Source organism: Gilliamella sp. M0364, assembly GCF_016100565.1.
GTDB lineage: Bacteria > Pseudomonadota > Gammaproteobacteria > Enterobacterales > Orbaceae > Gilliamella > Gilliamella apis.
This window is the reverse complement of sequence record NZ_JACFSF010000011.1, coordinates 29744-48429: the sequence shown is the minus strand read 5'-3', so window position 1 is coordinate 48429 and position 18686 is coordinate 29744. Positions and strand designations below refer to the sequence as shown.

17 protein-coding genes are annotated in these 18686 nt (G+C 35.1%); 7 read left to right on the top strand and 10 right to left on the bottom strand.

The window, feature by feature from the left end; all coding sequences use genetic code 11:
- Window positions 1-3 precede the first annotated feature (3 nt).
- The 7 genes from mlaC to H3U96_RS10345 all read right to left on the bottom strand — a co-directional run bounded on the left by mlaC (window position 4) and on the right by H3U96_RS10345 (window position 5991).
- Window positions 4-648 carry a phospholipid-binding protein MlaC gene (mlaC, locus tag H3U96_RS10375; RefSeq protein WP_086320327.1) on the bottom strand — a complete coding sequence of 215 codons (645 nt, stop codon included), beginning with the start codon at window positions 646-648 and terminating at the stop codon, window positions 4-6.
- Window positions 649-650: 2 nt separating this feature from the next.
- Window positions 651-1235 (bottom strand): outer membrane lipid asymmetry maintenance protein MlaD, encoded by a 585-nt coding sequence (gene mlaD / locus H3U96_RS10370; RefSeq protein ID WP_034901263.1) that lies wholly within the window; start codon window positions 1233-1235, stop codon window positions 651-653.
- A gap of 11 nt (window positions 1236-1246) precedes the next feature.
- The gene (mlaE, locus tag H3U96_RS10365; RefSeq protein ID WP_065651456.1) at window positions 1247-2026 is read right to left on the bottom strand and encodes a lipid asymmetry maintenance ABC transporter permease subunit MlaE; all 780 of its coding nucleotides are present in this window, start codon (window positions 2024-2026) and stop codon (window positions 1247-1249) included.
- A complete protein-coding gene (gene mlaF, locus H3U96_RS10360) occupies window positions 2026-2841 on the bottom strand; it encodes a phospholipid ABC transporter ATP-binding protein MlaF (protein WP_086360272.1) in 816 nt (271 codons plus the stop codon). Before mlaF ends, mlaE begins: the two co-directional genes overlap by 1 nt.
- Window positions 2842-3099: 258 nt before the next feature.
- Window positions 3100-3699: a methionine ABC transporter permease gene (locus H3U96_RS10355; RefSeq protein WP_367642247.1), complete on the bottom strand. Its 600-nt coding sequence runs from the start codon at window positions 3697-3699 to the stop codon at window positions 3100-3102.
- 98 nt (window positions 3700-3797) lie between these two features.
- Window positions 3798-4841, bottom strand: coding sequence for a methionine ABC transporter ATP-binding protein (locus H3U96_RS10350; RefSeq protein WP_065651455.1), 1044 nt, complete (start codon window positions 4839-4841; stop codon window positions 3798-3800).
- A 13-nt stretch (window positions 4842-4854) separates the two neighbouring features.
- The gene (locus tag H3U96_RS10345) at window positions 4855-5991 is read right to left on the bottom strand and encodes an amidohydrolase (RefSeq protein ID WP_086360274.1); all 1137 of its coding nucleotides are present in this window, start codon (window positions 5989-5991) and stop codon (window positions 4855-4857) included.
- Window positions 5992-6174: 183 nt separating this feature from the next.
- Between H3U96_RS10345 and H3U96_RS10340 the strand changes: the two genes are divergently transcribed.
- Window positions 6175-7023, top strand: a complete 849-nt coding sequence (locus tag H3U96_RS10340; RefSeq protein WP_086360275.1) for a MetQ/NlpA family ABC transporter substrate-binding protein — start codon at window positions 6175-6177, stop codon at window positions 7021-7023.
- Window positions 7024-7051: 28 nt separating this feature from the next.
- On the opposite strand, the gene H3U96_RS10335 is transcribed toward H3U96_RS10340, so the two are convergent.
- The gene (locus H3U96_RS10335; protein ID WP_086360276.1) at window positions 7052-7384 is read right to left on the bottom strand and encodes a rhodanese-like domain-containing protein; all 333 of its coding nucleotides are present in this window, start codon (window positions 7382-7384) and stop codon (window positions 7052-7054) included.
- A gap of 151 nt (window positions 7385-7535) precedes the next feature.
- A complete protein-coding gene (gene pepN / locus H3U96_RS10330) occupies window positions 7536-10169 on the bottom strand; it encodes an aminopeptidase N (RefSeq protein WP_086360277.1) in 2634 nt (877 codons plus the stop codon).
- A 273-nt stretch (window positions 10170-10442) separates the two neighbouring features.
- Between pepN and pncB the strand changes: the two genes are divergently transcribed.
- The 6 genes from pncB (at window position 10443) to mdtH (ending at window position 17929) form a co-directional block, all read left to right on the top strand.
- Window positions 10443-11636, top strand: a complete 1194-nt coding sequence (gene pncB, locus H3U96_RS10325; protein ID WP_065577540.1) for a nicotinate phosphoribosyltransferase — start codon at window positions 10443-10445, stop codon at window positions 11634-11636.
- 167 nt (window positions 11637-11803) lie between these two features.
- The gene (gene asnS, locus H3U96_RS10320; RefSeq protein ID WP_065651451.1) at window positions 11804-13207 is read left to right on the top strand and encodes an asparagine--tRNA ligase; all 1404 of its coding nucleotides are present in this window, start codon (window positions 11804-11806) and stop codon (window positions 13205-13207) included.
- Between the two features lie 303 nt (window positions 13208-13510).
- Window positions 13511-14674, top strand: coding sequence for a porin (locus H3U96_RS10315; RefSeq protein WP_086360278.1), 1164 nt, complete (start codon window positions 13511-13513; stop codon window positions 14672-14674).
- A 311-nt stretch (window positions 14675-14985) separates the two neighbouring features.
- Entirely contained in the window at window positions 14986-16125 is a 1140-nt protein-coding gene (locus tag H3U96_RS10310; RefSeq protein WP_034901280.1) for a porin, read from the top strand.
- 133 nt (window positions 16126-16258) lie between these two features.
- Window positions 16259-16717: a methylglyoxal synthase gene (locus tag H3U96_RS10305; RefSeq protein WP_086360279.1), complete on the top strand. Its 459-nt coding sequence runs from the start codon at window positions 16259-16261 to the stop codon at window positions 16715-16717.
- A complete protein-coding gene (mdtH, locus tag H3U96_RS10300) occupies window positions 16718-17929 on the top strand; it encodes a multidrug efflux MFS transporter MdtH (RefSeq protein ID WP_065613980.1) in 1212 nt (403 codons plus the stop codon).
- Here mdtH and H3U96_RS10295 read toward each other — a convergent pair.
- Window positions 17907-18686 (bottom strand): class II glutamine amidotransferase, encoded by a 780-nt coding sequence (locus H3U96_RS10295; RefSeq protein ID WP_065577535.1) that lies wholly within the window; start codon window positions 18684-18686, stop codon window positions 17907-17909. The two genes, mdtH and H3U96_RS10295, sit on opposite strands and share 23 nt — an antisense overlap.

Here is an 18686-nt window from a genome sequence, read left to right as displayed (position 1 = left end):
GAACTAACCTTTTTGTTTAGCGTTTGGATCAATATTGCGATTAGATAGATCATTTAACTGTTTAGTTAATGCGTCAATTCCATCTTGGCGTAAAATTGTTGACCATTCATTTTGTTTGGTTGTAATCATACTTACGCCTTCCGCTATTAAATCATAAGCTTTCCATTCACCAGTTACGGTATTTTTTCGCCATTGGAAATCAATTCGTAATGGTTGTTGATTTTTATCTGGTTGATTTAGTAATACACGGATAGAAATTAGCGATTTACCGGTTAAATCTTTTGAGGTTTCAACTTGATAAGATTGACCGTTATACATTGAAAGCGCTTGGGCAAAAGCTTGAACTAGATAGTTTTCGAAAGCGTTGAAATAAGCCGTACGTTGTGTATCAGTTGCAGTTTTATATGCATTACCTAAGATGAGTGCACCAGCATATTTAACTTGTACATAAGGTAGTAAGTCAGCTCTGACAATATCTTTAAGTTTATTTGGATTTGATTTAAGCGTCGCTGATTGCGCTTTCATGGTATTAAAAATTTTGTCTGCTGCAACTTGCATATCTTTATATGGGTCATTTTCTGCAAACGCTGCTGTACTTATCATTAATGCAAGTATTAAAAATAAGCTTTGTTTCAATCTGGTTAACATAATTACTCCTTACTTTCGTTAGTATCTTGTTTTTTGTCTTTATCTGACGAACCACCAGTACTATATAAAAATTGTCCAATTAAATCTTCGATAACCATTGCTGGTTTAGTATTGTTAATCACATAACCGTCTATAAGATAAACAGGCTTCTTGTTAACATTATTATTGGTTGGTGTAGAGGCCTCGTCTGCATCTAAAGCATCTAATTCCTGTTCAATGTTTTGATCTAATCCAAAATTAATATCAATGAATTGTTCACCTAATAAACCTGAGGTTTTGATAGAAAGTGAACTAGAGCTCGGAATTTTATCGTATTGGGCATCTAGATCCATAGTAACATAAGGTTTGTAAACATCATCATTGACTGATTTTAAGTTAATATTACTTACACGCCCAATTACTACTCCACCAATTTTAATTGGTGATCTTACCTTTAAACCACCAATATTATCAAATACAGCATAAACACGATAAGAATTATGACTAGCAAAAGATGTTGGATCAGTAACTCTAAAGCATAAAAATAGTACTGAGCAAATAACCAGTACCATAAAAAATCCTACTGTAATTTCAACTTGACGACTCATGTTTAATGACCTCAATTACTAAACATTAATGCGGTTAAAATAAAATCTAACCCCAAAATAACTAATGATGAATAGACAACAGTGTTGGTTGTTGCCCGACTGATTCCTTCTGATGTTGGCACGCAATCATAACCATTAAATAGTGCAATCCAAGTACTAGCGATTGCAAAAGCAAAGCTCTTAATAAAACAGTTACCTAAATCGTGCCACCAATCGACATTGCTTTGAATGGAAGACCAGAAAAATCCAGCATCAATACCTTTCCAATCAACGCCCACTAATACCCCACCTAAAATACCAACAGCGACAAAAATTGCGGTTAAAAATGGCATACAGAAGAATCCCGCCCAAAAACGTGGAGCAATAATTCTTCTTAATGGATCGATCGCCATCATCTCCATACTTGATAATTGTTCAGTGGCCTTCATCAATCCAATTTCGGCAGTTAGGGCTGAACCAGCTCGGCCGGCAAAAAGTAATCCCGCAACCACAGGACCAAGCTCCCGTAATAGAGCAAGGGCAACTAACATACCTAAGCTTGCTTCGGCACCAAAGGTAGTTAAAATAAAGTAACCTTGTAATGCCAATACCATACCTATAAATAGACCTGATACGATAATAATGGAAAGCGATTGTACACCGACAAAATAAAATTGTTTAACAAGTAATGGAAATTGTTTGCTAAATTGAGGTTTACCGATAAGTGCACCAAATAGCATAAGTCCTGAGCGGCCTAACATTGCAATAATATTAATTATTGATTGCCCAAGTTTTGCAATTAAGTTCAACATTAGTTTACACCTCTACTTAGGTCTAATTTGTAATCAACAGCTGGATAGTGAAATGGTACTGGACCATCGGCTAAACCTTCAAGGAATTGTTTAACGCGTAAATCATGGTTATTACGCAATTCTTGAGATGTTCCACCGGCAATAATATGTTGTTCAGCAACAATATATGCATAGTCAGCAATACTTAACACTTCATTAACATCATGGCTAACTACAATACAGGTTAAGCCCAGCGATTGATTGAGTTCAGCGATGAGCTTAACGATCACTCCCATTGATATCGGATCCTGTCCAGCGAATGGTTCATCAAACATAATGAGATCCGGATCAAGAGCGATAGCTCTGGCTAACGCTGCACGTCGAGCCATACCACCCGATAATTCGGAAGGCATCATATTGGCTGCGCCACGAAGGCCTACTGATTGTAGCTTCATCAAGACTAAATTATGTAAAACTGGTTCAGGTAAATTTAGGTGCTCACGTAATGGGTAAGCAACATTATCAAATACCGATAAGTCAGTGAATAATGCACCTGATTGAAATAGCATGCTCATGCGTTTACGGACTTCATATAGCCGTGAGCGCGTCATACTAGGTACATCTTCACCATCAAATAAAATTTGACCAGCTTGTGGTTTTAATTGCCCACCAATAAGTCTTAATAGCGTAGTTTTACCTATGCCTGATGGTCCCATAATAGCGGTGACTTTGCCTTTGGGTACCGTTAGGTTCATATTTTTGTAAATAGGCCGAGTACCACGATAAAAAGACATATCATGAATTTCGACCAAATTTTGCTGTAATGTGTCAGTCACAATGTGTTCCTACACTACCATAATTGAATTTTGAGTATTTTACTTGATTATTGTAAATAAACAAATGCGTTAAAATGAATTGATAATTTTCACTTTCTTAATTATAAAACATTAAGAATTTTATTGTTCGTCATTTTATGCTAAAACTTTATCTAAAAAACTTAGTAATAGTTGACGTAATCGGAGTTGTATTGAAATTTCATAGTGGTACTGTTAATTGAGCACCACTATATATCAATTTATTATCGGTTGTTGCTGTTATTCATGTCGAGCTTTACGAGCTAAATAATTACCAGTGCTTTGTACAAATTGAATAGCAATAACTAAAATCACGACACAAATGTAGGTAACCGTTGTATCAAAACGCTGATAACCGTATGAAACGGCTAGATCACCAATACCACCAGCACCGATGGCTCCAGCCATCGCAGTTGCACCAATTAAACCAATTGTCGCAGTAGTTAGGGTTAAAATTAAAGAGCTAAATGCCTCTGGTAGCATAAAATGCCAAATAATTTGTATTGGCGTTGCGCCCATTGATTCAGCTGCTTCAATAATACCACTATTTACATCGAGCAATGAGTTTTCGACTAATCGAGAAATATATGGTGCTACATAGAAGGTTAAAGGCACAATTGCTGCAGTTGTACCTATTGAACTACCAACTATTAATTTGGTTAAGGGTAGAATTGCCACTAATAAAATAATAAAAGGTAATGAGCGAACTAGATTAATAATTGGATTAATTATTTGATAAATCTTTTTATTTTCAAGCAATCCCGATGGTCGAGTAGTGACTAAACAAATACCCAATGGGATGCCAATTAATGATCCTAATGTTAAAGCAAAAACTACCATATACAAAGTTTCATAAGATGCTTGAGCAAATTGTGCACTAGTTACGTTGGTTGCAAAAGTTGTGCTTAAATAATTTATAATATTATTTACTACTTCCATTAGTTGTTCTCCCAATGTTGGATTTCTGTAACGTTGACTCCATGTTCACGAAGAAACTGTACCGATTGTTCGATATTACTATCACTGCCTTTTAGTTGAACAAACATGCTGCCCAATACAGTTTTTTCAATTTCTGACATATGAGCAAATAAAATATTGACGATGACTTTTTGTTGTAATATTAGTGAATTCATAACAGGCTCTGAGGCTGAGCGACCCAGAAATTCGAGTTTAAACAATTTAATATTACTTTTATTTCCTTCTATCTCTAGGAGATTTTCAACCACTCCTGCCGGAATTTGATCATTAATTACTGAGCTAACAAAATTTTGTGTGGTTTTATGTTTTGGATGACCAAACACATCAAGCACATTGCCATGTTCGATAATTTTACCTTTTTCCATCACCGCGACTTTATGACAAACCTGCTCTATAACATGCATTTCATGGGTAATTAACACCACTGTAATTTTATATTGATCATTAATTTTTTTGATTAATTCCAAAATCGATTGCGTGGTTTGCGGATCGAGTGCTGATGTTGCTTCATCACAAAGTAAAATATCGGGGTCATTGGCCAAAGCCCGGGCAATGCCAATACGTTGTTTTTGGCCTCCTGATAGCTCTTTAGGGTAGCTATGAGCTTTATCACTTAAGCCAACAAACTCAAGCAGTTCATAGACTTTCTGTTTAATCGCTTGTTTGTCTTTTTTGATTAATACTAAAGGAATTGCAATGTTTTCATATACAGTTTTCGATTCAAGTAGATTGAAATGCTGAAAAATCATACCAATTTTACGACGTACTTGCCGTAGTTGTGGATTTGATAATTGATTTAATGATTGGTTTTGAATAATAACATCGCCTTGTGTCGGTTTTTCCAGAAAATTTATAAGACGTACTAGTGTACTTTTTCCTGCACCACTATAGCCAATAATGCCATAAATATCGCCTTTTTGGATGGTTAAATTAATGTTTTGTAATGCTTGAGTCGTAATTCCATTGCGTTCATATTGTTTGGATACATTTTCAAATTTTATCATTATGTTATACCTATCAATGTTGGGCTAATTCAATTAATCCTAGTTGTGCAAGATTTGCGAGATAATTAGCTGCTGGCATTATCATATTACGATTAACTAAAAATTTAGGATGGTGTAGTGCATAGGGGCTTTGCGAGCCAAGATTGATAAATGCACCGGGAACATGATGTAAGTAGTGAGCAAAATCTTCACCGCCGAGTTGTGGTTGAAAGTCAACCACCTCATAACCTTCCTGTTTAGCAATGTTTTGGCAAAAATTGACCCATTTAGCCACATTTATGATTGATGGTGGTCCATCAAACCATCTCAACTCGGCTTCAGCACCCATACTAAGAGCAATATTTTCGACAATACTGGTTAGTTGTTGCTTGACCTTTAGCCTTATATCGGGGGTAAGTGTCCTTACGGTACCTTCCATTTCAACTATTTCAGGGATCACATTCCAAGTGTTTCCACCTAAGAATTTGGTAATGCTAACCACTACTGGGTCGAGTCCACTTATGGTACGACTGGAAATTGTTTGTATCGCATTAACAATCTGTGCACCAATGACAATTGGATCAATACCTGATTCAGGTCTTGCAGCGTGTGCTCCAATTCCCTTTACCGTAATTTCAATACGATCTACATTAGCCGAAAATGGGCCTGCTCGTGAAGCCATTTGGTTAATGGTTAAGTTAGGATTATTATGCATACCAAAAATAGCATCAACACCATTGAGTGCACCAATTTCGATAAAATGTAACGCGCCACTAAAATTTTCTTCGGCGGGCTGAAAAAGTAACCGAACTGTCCCTTTTAGTTGCTGTTCATTGGCTTTTAATAAATAAGCAGCCCCCATTAACACAGATGTATGCAGGTCATGACCACAAGCATGCATAACGCCTTGTTTGGTTGAACGGTATTGACAGTCAGATTGTTCATCTATGGGTAGGGCGTCAATATCTGCTCGTAAGGCAACAACTGGGCTTCCTGAGCCAATTTCGGCGATAACACCAGTTTTTGCCCCCAGTTCTAAAATACGAATGTTAGCTTGTTCTAGGCAAGTTCTTAACTTTTTTGTTGTTTCAAATTCTTGATTGGAAAGTTCTGGATTTTTATGTAAATCAAGAAAAAGTTGCTCAACAATAGGGGCAATCGTGTCAGTCATGGCATATCCAATAGATATCAATTTTTGATACTTTTACGGTAGCACAGCTGACTTTTTTGCTCTAATAATCGTTTTTTATAACTTATTCCAAAAAGTTATAAGATAGAAGTACATGGAATAAATGAATTGTTATTTGTATGTTAGAGTGTTTGTTAAATTTACATTTCACTGAGGATAGTTCAAATGAAAATAAGTTTTATCAAACAAAAATTTGTTAACAATGTTGCACTATTGGCATTATTTAGTTCTATTTTTTTAATTAGCGCATGTGATAACTCATCATCTAAGGTTGATAATCAAACTAAAAAAGAGATCAGTATGGGGGTATCACCAGGACCGTATAATGATCTGTTCAAAGATGCTGTTAAACCAATACTTGAAGCTGAAGGTTATAAAGTTAAATTAGTTAATTTTCCGCATTTATTAGAATCTGATGTAGCATTAAGTGAAGGAAGTATAGATTTAACTGTCGCTCAGCATACCGCTTATATGGACGTTTTTAATAGTCAACGTAAAGCTAACTTAAAACCGGTAGTGCATGTACCTTCAGTGCCTGCGGCAATATTTTCGAATAAATATACTTCAATCAAAAATGTCTTTTCTGGTGCTAAAATTGGTATTCCTCAAGATGCCTCAAATGCGGCTCGCTCATATAATTTATTGGAAAAAGCCGGTTGGATTAAGTTAAAACCAAATACTAATCCAATCATTGTTAGCAAAAATGATATTGCCGAAAATATTGCTGGTGTGGATATTGTTGAAATGGATTCTGCCAATATTCCTAGAGTCTTAAATGAGTTAGACTTTGCCGTAATTCCGGGAAGTATCGTTTATTCTGCCAATATAGATTCGAAAAAAGCGCTGTTATCAGAAACAATTATCCCTGATTTAGAAATCATGGTGGTGGTTAATGGTGGTAATGAAAATAGCCAGTGGGCAAAAGATATAAAACGCATTTATCAGTCGCAGCAATTTAAAGATTATATGAAAGAACATAATCAAAATGGTTATTGGGTCATGCCTCAAGAATAATAAATTTGCCCGTTTAAATACGGGCTATTTAATATTTAGGCATACTGGTATCAATGCGTTGTGCCCATGCGTCAATGCCACCAGTTAAATTATATAGAAAATCACTATCAAAACCATTTTCGACCAGATAGTTAGCCACATTGAGGCTTCTTACACCATGATGGCAATAAATCACAATATCTACTCCGTCAGGAATTTTATCTAAATAAAGCGGTATTAAATTCATTGGAATATGATTGGCGCCGTCAAGCATACAAATGGCGACTTCATTAGCTTCTCGGACATCAAGTAAATAGAGTGGTGCTTTACTCTCAATTTTTTGTTTTAGTTGTAATGGGCTAATTTCTTTTATCATTGTCATTTTTCAAACTCATTTTAATTTCGGCAAAAATTTTGAGGAACGGGGTTTTGGGTAGCAAATTTGCTGTTGTTTAATTAAAAATCCCACCTTAACTGAATCTTATTGACCAATAGCAAGATGGGATTTTGCTCCTTTTAATGTTGTTAATTTATTATGCAGCTAACGCTTTAGTGATTTTTTCATATAGATCTTTAGATAAGTTATCTAGTTTTAATAAGCTTTCTAAAGCAGCTGTCATTTTTTTCTGACGATTTTCATCATAACGTTTTAATCGAATAAGTGGATCAATAAGTCTTGATGCCACTTGTGGGTTTTTCTGGTTTAGTTCCATTAATATTTCAACTAAGAAATGGTAACCACTGCCATCTTCAGCATGAAAAGCAACAGGATTATTGTTAACAAAAGCACCAATTAGACTTCTTATTCGATTTGGATTATTGAGTGAAAAAGAGCGATGATTAAGCAGTTTTTTCACTGTTGATAATACATTTTGCTCTGGACTTGTCGCATTTAAAGCCAACCACTTATCCATTACTAAACCATCTTGATACCATTTATCATCGAAATCGGAGAGTAATGTATGTCGACATGTTAATTGCGCTTTTACTGCTGTGGTAAGCGCCGCTAATGAATCTGTCATATTATTGGCTTGTTGATATTGTTGTTCAACTAAAGTATTTGCTAGCGATTTATCGTCAGCATAAGCTAACAATGATAAACAGCAGTTTTTCAGCATGCGTTTGCCAATATCTGCATGTTCAATCTGATATTGTGCAGTTTGATTATGATGATAAACCGCGGTTAGTTCATCATAGAGTTCATTAGCAAAGACACCTAATAAGAATTGGCGAACTTGATAAATCGCTATCGGATCAACGATATCAAATAGATTTGCCAATTCATTTTCCGAAGGTAAAGTCAGTATTTGTGCGATAAGTGCCGGTTCAGCAGTATCTGATAGTAATATTCCTCTAAAAGCATCTAATACTGACTCAGGAATCGTCATTAATAAATTCTGATGATAATTATTTACATTCATATGCACATATTTGGCTAATAACATTTGCGCAGCATCGTAACGACTAAAAGCATTGCTGGCATGTTGCATTAAGAATATAAGATCGTGATCTTGATAATTGTAATTGAGTTTTACCGGTGCTGAAAAATCTCTTAATAGTGAAACAATTGGTTTTTCTGAAACATGATCAAAAACAAATTCTTGTTTGGCTTGGGTTACATTTAGTACATGATGAATAGGTTTATTTTGATATTGCAATGCAATCACATCACCATTTTGCTGATAAAGTTCGATATCTAATGGAATATGTAGTGCCTGTTTTTGACTTTGATCTTGCGTTGCCGGCGTATGTTGCTCAACAGTTAAGGTATATTGTTGATTTTGTGGATTATAACTGTCAGTTACTGTTAATACTGGTGTACCTGATTGACTGTACCATAATTTAAACTGAGTTAAATCAATTCCTGATGCATCTTGCATAGCTGCAACAAAGTCATCACAAGTTGCTGCACTACCATCATGGCGTTGGAAATAAAGTTTCATACCAGCCTGGAAGTTATCTTCACCTAATAATGTATGCATCATACGAATCACTTCTGCACCTTTTTCGTATACGGTAACAGTATAAAAATTATTCATTTCAATTACTTGTTCGGGACGAATAGGATGAGACATTGGGCTTGCATCTTCAGCAAATTGTACGGTGCGCAATAGTTTGACATCGGCAATCCGTTTAACTGCTCTAAGTCCTTGGTCAGAAGTAAATTCTTGATCTCTAAATACTGTTAATCCTTCTTTTAGGCTAAGTTGAAACCAATCACGACAAGTGACTCGATTACCGGTCCAATTATGAAAATATTCGTGACCAATTACTGATTCAATCCCGATATAATCATCATCGGTCGCGGTCTCGGGTTTAGCAAGGACATATTTAGAATTGAAAATGTTAAGGCCTTTATTTTCCATTGCTCCCATGTTGAAAAAATCAACGGCTACAATCATAAAGATATCTAAATCATATTCTAAATCAAAACGGATTTCATCCCAGCGCATGGCATTTTTTAAACTGGTCATTGCCCATTGTGAACGATCTAAATTGCCTTTATCGACATAAATTTCTAAATCAATTTTTCGATTAGAACGAGTGATAAACTGATCCTTTAAAATATCAAAATCACCAGCTACTAATGCGAATAAATAGGCCGGTTTAGGAAATGGATCTTGCCATTGCACCCAATGTCTACCGTCGGAAAGTTCTCCTTGTGCAATGCGATTACCATTAGATAATAAGTAAGGATATTGTTGTTTATTAGCGGTAATTCTAGTTGAAAATCGTGCTAGAACATCAGGTCTATCAAGGTAGTAAGTAATATGGCGGAAACCTTCTGCTTCACATTGCGTGCATAGTGCATCACCAGAAACATATAGTCCTTCAAGTGCTGTATTATCGATAGGCTTAATTTGATTAACGATAGTTAAGGTAAATTCGGAAGGGACATTTTTAATTGTTAATCCCGTTTTAGTGATTTGATAATCAGACCATGGTTGTTCATCAATATTTATTGAAACCAATTTAAGTTCTTCGCCATCTAATACTAAATCGTTGGCTTGAGAATTTTTTTTGATGATATGACTACGGGCGATAACTGTCGTTGTTTCTGCCGCTAAATCGAAATCAAGATCGATGTCAGTAATAGTAAAGTCCGGTGTTTTATAGTCATGACGATATTTAGCAGTCGGTTGTATATCAGTTGTCGTTGTACTCATGTTTATATACCTTTGTAAGTGATGTGCTAATTATGTATTCGAATTAATCAAAACGGGGTTAATACCCATTAGTGTCTATGATTATTCTTTTAAAATAGAATGAATTATATTTGTTTATCATTTTGGAATGAATTTCGATTAATTTTACCAAAATCTCTATATGAAATATTATAGCCTATTAAAAATAATCTTATTAGATAATTAATTTATATCTTAATTATTATTCTGCTATAATCATCGGAATTTTCTTTAAAGAACTGATAATAGATAGACATGTTACCCGCAATAATTACATCAATATTAGATACTGATGCTTATAAGTTGCATATGCAGCAGGCCGTTTTTCATCATTATCCTGAAGCGACTGTCGTTGCACAGTTTCGCTGTCGTAGTGATGATCTACTTGGTCAATATGCCGATCAAATCGCCCATCAAGTTAAATTAATGGAGTCTTTAACACTTACCGATGATGAGTTTGCCTATTTATCTGGTATTACCTTTTTTAAATCTGATTATTTAAACTGGTTAAAAAACTGGCGTTTTAATAGTCAGTTATTAACGATTAAAAACGAAGATGGTTTGCTGGTGATTCAAATTGAAGGCAAATGGGTTGATGTTATTTTGTGGGAAGTGCCATTGCTGGCGGTTATTAGTGAAATTGTTCATAAAGATCGTTCGCCAAATATCGGCGTTGAACAAGCATTAGCAAGACTTAAAGATAAATTAGCCAGATTTGATGAGCAAACTAGTGATCTTGATATGTCTGGTTTTAATTTGCTGGATTTTGGCACACGACGACGCTACTCTTTTGCAGTACAAGAAGCGGTAGTGAGTTATTTACAAAATCATTTTGCCAATTTTCATAGTACTAGTAATTATTTATTGGCATATCGTTTAGGGTTAACCCCAGTTGGCACTCAAGCCCATGAATGGTTCCAAGCCCATCAACGTTTAAGCCCTAACTTGCATGATTGCCAAAAAACGGCATTACAAGTTTGGTTAGATGAATATCCAGATGATTTGGGTGTTGCGTTAACAGATTGTATTACTATGGATGCTTTTTTACGTGATTTTGACTATTATTTCGCGTCTCATTATCAAGGTCTACGTCATGATTCGGGCGATCCGATTGAATGGGGTGAAAAAGCGATTAGCCATTATCAGCAATTAGGAATTGATCCTAAAACAAAATTACTGGTGTTCTCTGATAGTCTAAACTTTGATAAAGCGCTGAAAATTTATCGACACTTTAATCATCGGGTGAAATTATCTTTTGGTATCGGTGGTTTTCTTGCTTGTGATATTCCGTCTATAGAAGTAAATACCAAATCGTTAAACATTGTATTAAAACTAACGGAATGCAATAATCAAGCTGTAGCTAAATTATCTGATAGTCCGGGCAAAACAATTTCGCAAGATTTGGCTTTTATTGACGAATTAAAAAGAACGTTTAAAGTCAATCATTAATAATCATATTGATGATTAATATTAATAATTAAACAAAGTGATATAGTCTTATAAATAATCTGTATTATCAATTTTTGATAATACTTAAATGGATATTAAGATTCAGCTTATATATTACTTTTAATATTACTTACTGTATAAATAATAAATAGAGATGGATAATTAAAATGAATTCTGTTGCTCCTATTGTTGACGTGCTACAAGGTAAAATTGCTGTTGGTAGCACCATTTCAGTTCAAGGTTGGGTAAGAACTCGCCGTGATTCTAAAGCCGGTATCTCATTTTTAGCTGTGTATGATGGTTCTTGTTTTGATCCAATTCAAGCGGTAATTGAAAAAGACTTACCAAATTATGAACAAGATATTTTGCGTTTAACTGCTGGCTGTTCAGTAAAAGTGACTGGTAAAGTTGTTGAATCTCCAGGTCAAGGCCAAAAATATGAATTACAAGCAACGCAAGTTGAAGTTTATGGTTTTGTTGATGATCCTGAAACTTATCCAATGGCAGCTAAACGTCACTCAATAGAATATCTGCGTGAAGTAGCTCATTTACGCGCAAGAACCAATATTGTTGGTGCGATTACTCGTGTACGACATACCTTAGCGCAAGCTATTCACCAATTTTTTGATGAACGAGGTTTTTTCTGGCTTTCAACACCAATTATTACAGCCTCTGATACTGAAGGTGCCGGTGAAATGTTCCGAGTTTCAACACTGGATATGTTAAATCTGCCTAAAACAGATAATGGTAAGGTTGATTTTGATAAAGACTTTTTTGGTAAGGAAGCATTTTTGACTGTTTCCGGGCAACTTAATGCAGAAACTTATGCTTGTGCGCTTTCAAAAGTCTATACCTTTGGTCCAACTTTTAGAGCTGAAAACTCAAATACTACACGCCATTTAGCGGAATTTTGGATGATGGAGCCAGAAGTGGCGTTTGCTGATCTTAACGATAATGCCAAACTTGCTGAAGATATGTTGAAATATGTCTTTAAGAAAGTGCTTGAAAAACGAGCTGATGACATGCAGTTTTTCGCACAGCACATTGATAAAGATGCCATTAATCGTCTTGAAAGCTTTATTAATGCTGATTTTGCCCAAGTGGACTACACTGATGCTATTACTATCTTACAAAACTGTGATGCTAAATTTGAAAATCCTGTAAGTTGGGGTATTGATTTGGCGTCTGAACATGAACGTTATTTAGCTGAACAGCATTTTAAAGCGCCAGTCGTTGTTAAAAACTATCCTAAAGATATCAAAGCGTTTTATATGCGTATGAATGATGATGGAAAAACCGTTGCAGCAATGGATGTATTAGCGCCGGGGATTGGTGAAATCATTGGTGGTTCACAACGTGAAGAACGTTTAGATATGTTAGATAAGCGGATGGATGAACTAGGCCTTAAAAAAGAAGATTATTGGTGGTACCGTGATTTACGTCGTTATGGCACTGTACCTCACTCAGGTTTTGGATTAGGTTTTGAGCGTCTTATTGTTTATGTCACTGGCGTCCAGAATGTTCGTGATGTGATCCCATTCCCAAGAACTCCACGTAATGCAAATTTCTAAAATTTGTACAAATTATCAACTGACTTTTGGTCAGTTGATAGCAAATATTGCATTAACAAAACTTTACAAATGATTAAAAAATAATCAAACAGACGCTATTTTAAGCTTAGACATCACGTTTAACGAAAAGTTCACTTGATTTTAATAAATTTTTATACATAATTTACAGTACTGTAAAAAGTAAGATGAAAATAATAGTTAAAAACGTTAGTTATAAACATTATTTTTGGATGAATAATCATTGTAAAAATTGACACAACTCAAAGACGTGTCTTTTTATAAAAATAACCATGAGGGTAAGAAATGAAACGTAATCTATTAGCAATCGCTATCCCTGCTCTTTTAGTAGCAGCTGGTGCAAATGCTTCTATCGAAGTATGGAACAAAGACGGTAATAAAGTTGACTTTTATGGTCGAGTAAAAGCAGCTAACCATATTACTGACCGTGGTCAAGAAGATGAAGGTGATGATACTTCAGCTCGTTTAGGTATGTCTGGTCAAACTCAAATCACTGACGGCATTACTGGTTATGGTCGTTGGGAATATGAAGCGAAAGCTGGTAAAGATTCAAGCAACGAAGTTCGTTATGCATTTGCTGGTTTAAACTTTGGTGATGCAGGTTCATTCGACTATGGTCGTAACGACGGTGTTTTAAAAGCTATTACTGCTTATACTGACGTATTACCAGAGTTCGGTGGTGAAGCTGCAAATAATTCTTGGAACGTGCTTTCAGCTCGTACTAAAGCTGTTGCTACTTATCGTAACAACAACTTCTTCGGTTTAACTGATGATTTAAGTTTTGCATTACAATATGCTGATAACGGTGATAACTCTAATAAATTCAGAGAAGATGCTATTAGAGGTGAATCTCGTGAAGCTTATGGTGCAAATGTTCAATGGCGCATTTTTGACACTGGTTTAACTGCTGGTGCAGGTTATGCTCAAACTTCAAATAGTCATAATCGTCAAAGTACTTGGGCAACTGGTCTTAAATATGATAATTATAATTTATATTTAGGTGCTACTTATTTCCAATCTAAATTTAAAGATAGCGTGACTCGTCGATGGATAGACGAAGATGATGATGTATTATATGAAAAAAATGTTGATGCCAAAATTAGAGGTTTTGAATTAGTCGCTCAATATGGTATTGATTTACCAGTTGGCCGTTTAACGCCATCTTTAGCTTATGTTCAACATAAAGTTAAATATGATTCAGCACATTTCGTATATGACAATACTCGTTATACTAGTCATGGAGTAAATTCTCCTTTAGCTAAATATGTATCTTTAGGTGCAACTTATGATCTTAATAAAAACTTCAGTGCAATTGTTGAATATAAATTCAACTTGTTAGATCGTAAAGACATTGGTGCAGCGTTAAATACTAAAACCCAACGTGATCGTCACTTAAATAAACCAGGTACTAAAGATGTGTTAGGTGTTGGTTTAATTTACCAATTCTAATCTCTTAATATCTTAAATATCTAAAAAAGGCACTTAGGTGCCTTTTTTTTCATCTATTGAACGTCATGTTATCTAAAAAAACATTTTATGCTTAAAAAAATATTATTTTAAGTCATAAAATAATCTCAATTCGCAGAATAATATCTTAGAAACGTTATTAATCCATAATGTTTGCAATAAAAATCTAGTATTTAACAATAATAATAGATATCCCAGTAATAATTTAGTTGCTAATTAACAGCAGCTATTTATTAAATCAAGAACAAAATATTTTGTATCTTTAATAATAAAATACCTAAGAGGGTAACTAAATGAAACGTAATCTATTAGCAATCGCTATTCCTGCTCTATTAGTTGCAGGTACAGCAAGCGCTTCAATTGAAGTGTGGAACAAAGATGGTAATAAAGTTGACTTTTATGGTCGAGTTTATGCCTTGAACTATATTACTGATCGTGATAATCAAACTGGCGAAGGTGACAAAACCACTGCTCGTTTAGGGATGTCAGGACAAACACAAATTACTGATGGGTTGAGTGGTTATGGTCGCTGGGAATATGAAGCTAAAACAGGATCTGATGCTGATAACGAAACTCGTTATGCTTATGCAGGTCTAAACTTTGGTGATTTTGGTTCATTTGATTATGGCCGTAACGACGGTGTATTAAAAACCTTAACTTCATATACTGACGTTTTACCTGAGTTTGGTGGCGATGCATCAAATAATGATATCTATGCATTAACCGCAAGAACCAAAGCAGTAGCAACTTATCGTAACTCAGACTTCTTTGGTTTAGTTAACGGTCTACGTTTTGCAGTTCAATATGCCGATAATGGGGACAATAGTTCAACTCAATATCTAAATCATCACGAACGTACTGCTCATGACAGCGCTGAAGCTTGGGGTTCGGTAATTGATTGGGATGTATTAGATACAGGTTTATCAATCGGTGCCGGTTATGCACAAACAGGTGGTCATAAAGATGCTAAAGCATGGTCAGCAGGTGTTAAATATGACAACGACAATCTTTATTTAGCAGCACTTTATATTCAAGGTAAACAAAAAGCCGGTTGGGACAATGCTTCAACAACCCGTAAGGCTGATGATTTAAAAACCAAAGGTTTTGAATTAGTTGCGCAATACGGTATTGATTTTGATATTGGTCGTTTAACACCATCTGTTGCTTATATTCAACACAAAGTTAAAGATGCATCTAGTTTAACTAATGATAGCGGTCTTAAAGGTAATGATTTAGCTAAATATGTTGATGTAGGTTTAACTTATGACTTCAATAAAAACTTATCAGCAATTGTTGATTACAAAATCAACTTGTTAGATAAAAATGATATTGGTGCACGTCGTAGTTTATATGAAGATGGTACATTTACTAAATCTCAAATCAAAGCAACCGCTAAAGATACTGTAGCATTAGGATTAATTTATCAATTCTAATTATCTTTATCTTAAGATTAAATAAAAGGCACTTAGGTGCCTTTTTTGTTGTGATCTTTTCATTAAATACCGCTTGCGCTTTAATAGATAGTCTGATAAAAATAAAAAATAATAATCAATTAGGACTATTTTAATGCAGTATATTACTCGAAAATTACCTGCAAAAAAAAATATTGCTTTGGTGGCACATGACCACTTAAAAGAAGCATTATTGAATTGGTGCAAAAAAAATCGCGAAGAGCTCTCTCATCATAATTTATGTGGAACAGGTACGACAGGCACATTAATAAAAAAAGAGACCGGTTTAGATATTACACCAATGCTCAGTGGGCCTATGGGGGGCGATCAGCAAATCGGTGCTTTAATTGCTGAAGGTAAGATTGATATTCTGATATTTTTCTGGGATCCACTTAATGCTGTTCCGCATGATCCAGATGTAAAAGCGTTGTTACGCTTATCAACAGTTTGGAATATTCCTGTTGCCACTAATCAAGCCACCGCGAACGCTTTAATACAATCCTCAATATTTACTCAAGAAGTGGGAATTGAAATTCCTGATTATCAAGGTTATTTAAACGAAAGAGTAAAATAGATGCCAATTCCTTCACAAGTTCGCAAAAAAGGTCGATACATATTATTGTTAGATAATTTGTTTATTGTGTTGGGATTTTATGTAGTCTTTCCATTGGTCTCTACTCATTTTGTTAGTCAAGTTGGTTGGAGTGCATTATTTGTTGGTTTTGCTTTAGGTTTTCGTCAATTTGTTCAGCAAGGATTTGGTTTGATTGGTGGGGCAATCGCTGATCGCTTTGGCGCTAAACCAATGATAATTACCGGTATGTTTTTGCGGTCAATTGGATTTATCTCAATGGCACTAGCAACAGAACATTGGTTATTATTAGTATCTTGTTTACTTTCGGCATTGGGCGGTTTGCTATTTGATCCCCCTAGAATGGGATTAACTATCAAATTTACTCGTCCTCATGAACGAGGCAAGTTTATTTCTCTACTAATGATACAAGACAATGCAGGCGCAGTTATTGGTGCTCTTATCGGTGGTATTTTAATCGATTACGATTTTCAATTAGTCTGTTGGTGTGGCGCTTTTATCTTCTTTTTATGTGGTATTTTTAATCTGATCTATTTACCGGCCTATCATATTGCAATTGGTAAAGCACCGATTATTAACGGCATGAAGATGGTTCTCAAAGATAGAAAATTTACTCATTATGTACTTACTTTAACTGGTTATTATGTGCTGTGGGTACAAATTATGTTGATGTTACCTTTAACCATTACCAACGTATCGGGTAGCCCTAGTTATGTAAAATGGATGTATGCTATCCAAGCGACAATATCACTATGTTTGCTTTATCCTCTTGCTCGAATAAGTGAAAAATATTTCAGATTGGATCAACGTCTTAAATTTGGATTATTCTTGATGTCGTTTGCTTTTATTATTATTGGCTTTACATCACAATTATCTATTTTACTCTCTCTTATAGCATTGTTTTATTTTGGGGCTATTATTGCTGAACCAGCTAGAGAAACATTAGCAACTGTCTTAACCAATCCTAAAGCTAAAGGTAGCTATATGGGGTTTAGTCGGTTGGGATTGGCATTAGGTGGTTTTATTGGTTATACCGGTGCTGGCTGGCTTTATGATCTGGCCCTCCAAATCGGTTTACCGCATTTACCATGGATAATCTTAACGTTAGTCGGTCTATTAACTTTAGGATATTTAGAATATTTATTTAAAAATGAGCCACCTATGACTAAGGTCAAGATGAGAAAGATTGGCTAATTTCGCCATTTTTAAATAAAATTGCTTCACCACTAGCTAACTTAGTCCATACTTCGTTCGAAGTTAATGGCATAGTTGAGATTATTGTTACTACATCATTTGGTGTCGTATGTTTTTGAAAATCTATCTCAACATCTTCGTCAATCAACTTGGCTTTTCCAAATGGTGCTTTTCGGGTGATCCAGTGTAGATTAGTTGAACAATAGGCAAACACATACTCACCATCAGAAAGTAGCATATTGAAAATACCTAATTGAGTTAGTTTAATTGCACACTCTCTAATATATTCAAAAAGCTCAATATTATTGGATGGTTGCTGTGGGTATTTTTTATGTAATTCATTTATTAAATAACAAAAGGCATATTCACTATCAGTTAATCCAACTGGTTGAAATATTCCTGTATCTAATTTTTCATAATCAGTTAATTGCCCATTATGTGCAAAAGTCCAATTTTTACCCCATAGTTCTCGGGTAAAAGGATGAGTGTTTTCTAGTGCAACACCACCGCGATTAGCTTGGCGGATATGAGCAACAACAGCAGTTGATTTTATTGGGTATTGTTGAACCAATTTAGCAATGGGTGAAAAACTACATGGCTGAGGATCTTTAAACGTTCGACATCCTTTACCTTCATAGAAAGTTATACCCCAGCCATCTTTGTGAGGACCTTTATCGCCCCCACGTTTGATTAAGCTAGTAAAACTAAAACAAATATCGGTCGGTACATTGGCACTCATACCCAATAATTCGCACAT

Excerpts from the sequence above, each read along its gene's own strand:
- H3U96_RS10310 (WP_034901280.1), top strand. The coding sequence starts at position 14,986 with ATGAAACGTAATCTATTAGCAATCGCTATTCCTGCTCTATTAGTTGCA.
- H3U96_RS10355 (WP_367642247.1), bottom strand. The coding sequence starts at position 3,699 with ATGGTAGTTTTTGCTTTAACATTAGGATCATTAATTGGCATCCCATTG.
- pncB (WP_065577540.1), top strand. The coding sequence starts at position 10,443 with ATGTTACCCGCAATAATTACATCAATATTAGATACTGATGCTTATAAG.
- H3U96_RS10345 (WP_086360274.1), bottom strand. The coding sequence starts at position 5,991 with ATGACTGACACGATTGCCCCTATTGTTGAGCAACTTTTTCTTGATTTA.
- H3U96_RS10350 (WP_065651455.1), bottom strand. The coding sequence starts at position 4,841 with ATGATAAAATTTGAAAATGTATCCAAACAATATGAACGCAATGGAATT.
- mlaC (WP_086320327.1), bottom strand. The coding sequence starts at position 648 with ATGTTAACCAGATTGAAACAAAGCTTATTTTTAATACTTGCATTAATG.
- H3U96_RS10315 (WP_086360278.1), top strand. The coding sequence starts at position 13,511 with ATGAAACGTAATCTATTAGCAATCGCTATCCCTGCTCTTTTAGTAGCA.
- mlaE (WP_065651456.1), bottom strand. The coding sequence starts at position 2,026 with ATGTTGAACTTAATTGCAAAACTTGGGCAATCAATAATTAATATTATT.
- H3U96_RS10295 (WP_065577535.1), bottom strand. The coding sequence starts at position 18,686 with ATGTGCGAATTATTGGGTATGAGTGCCAATGTACCGACCGATATTTGT.
- pepN (WP_086360277.1), bottom strand. The coding sequence starts at position 10,169 with ATGAGTACAACGACAACTGATATACAACCGACTGCTAAATATCGTCAT.
- asnS (WP_065651451.1), top strand. The coding sequence starts at position 11,804 with ATGAATTCTGTTGCTCCTATTGTTGACGTGCTACAAGGTAAAATTGCT.
- mlaD (WP_034901263.1), bottom strand. The coding sequence starts at position 1,235 with ATGAGTCGTCAAGTTGAAATTACAGTAGGATTTTTTATGGTACTGGTT.
- H3U96_RS10340 (WP_086360275.1), top strand. The coding sequence starts at position 6,175 with ATGAAAATAAGTTTTATCAAACAAAAATTTGTTAACAATGTTGCACTA.
- H3U96_RS10305 (WP_086360279.1), top strand. The coding sequence starts at position 16,259 with ATGCAGTATATTACTCGAAAATTACCTGCAAAAAAAAATATTGCTTTG.
- H3U96_RS10335 (WP_086360276.1), bottom strand. The coding sequence starts at position 7,384 with ATGACAATGATAAAAGAAATTAGCCCATTACAACTAAAACAAAAAATT.
- mdtH (WP_065613980.1), top strand. The coding sequence starts at position 16,718 with ATGCCAATTCCTTCACAAGTTCGCAAAAAAGGTCGATACATATTATTG.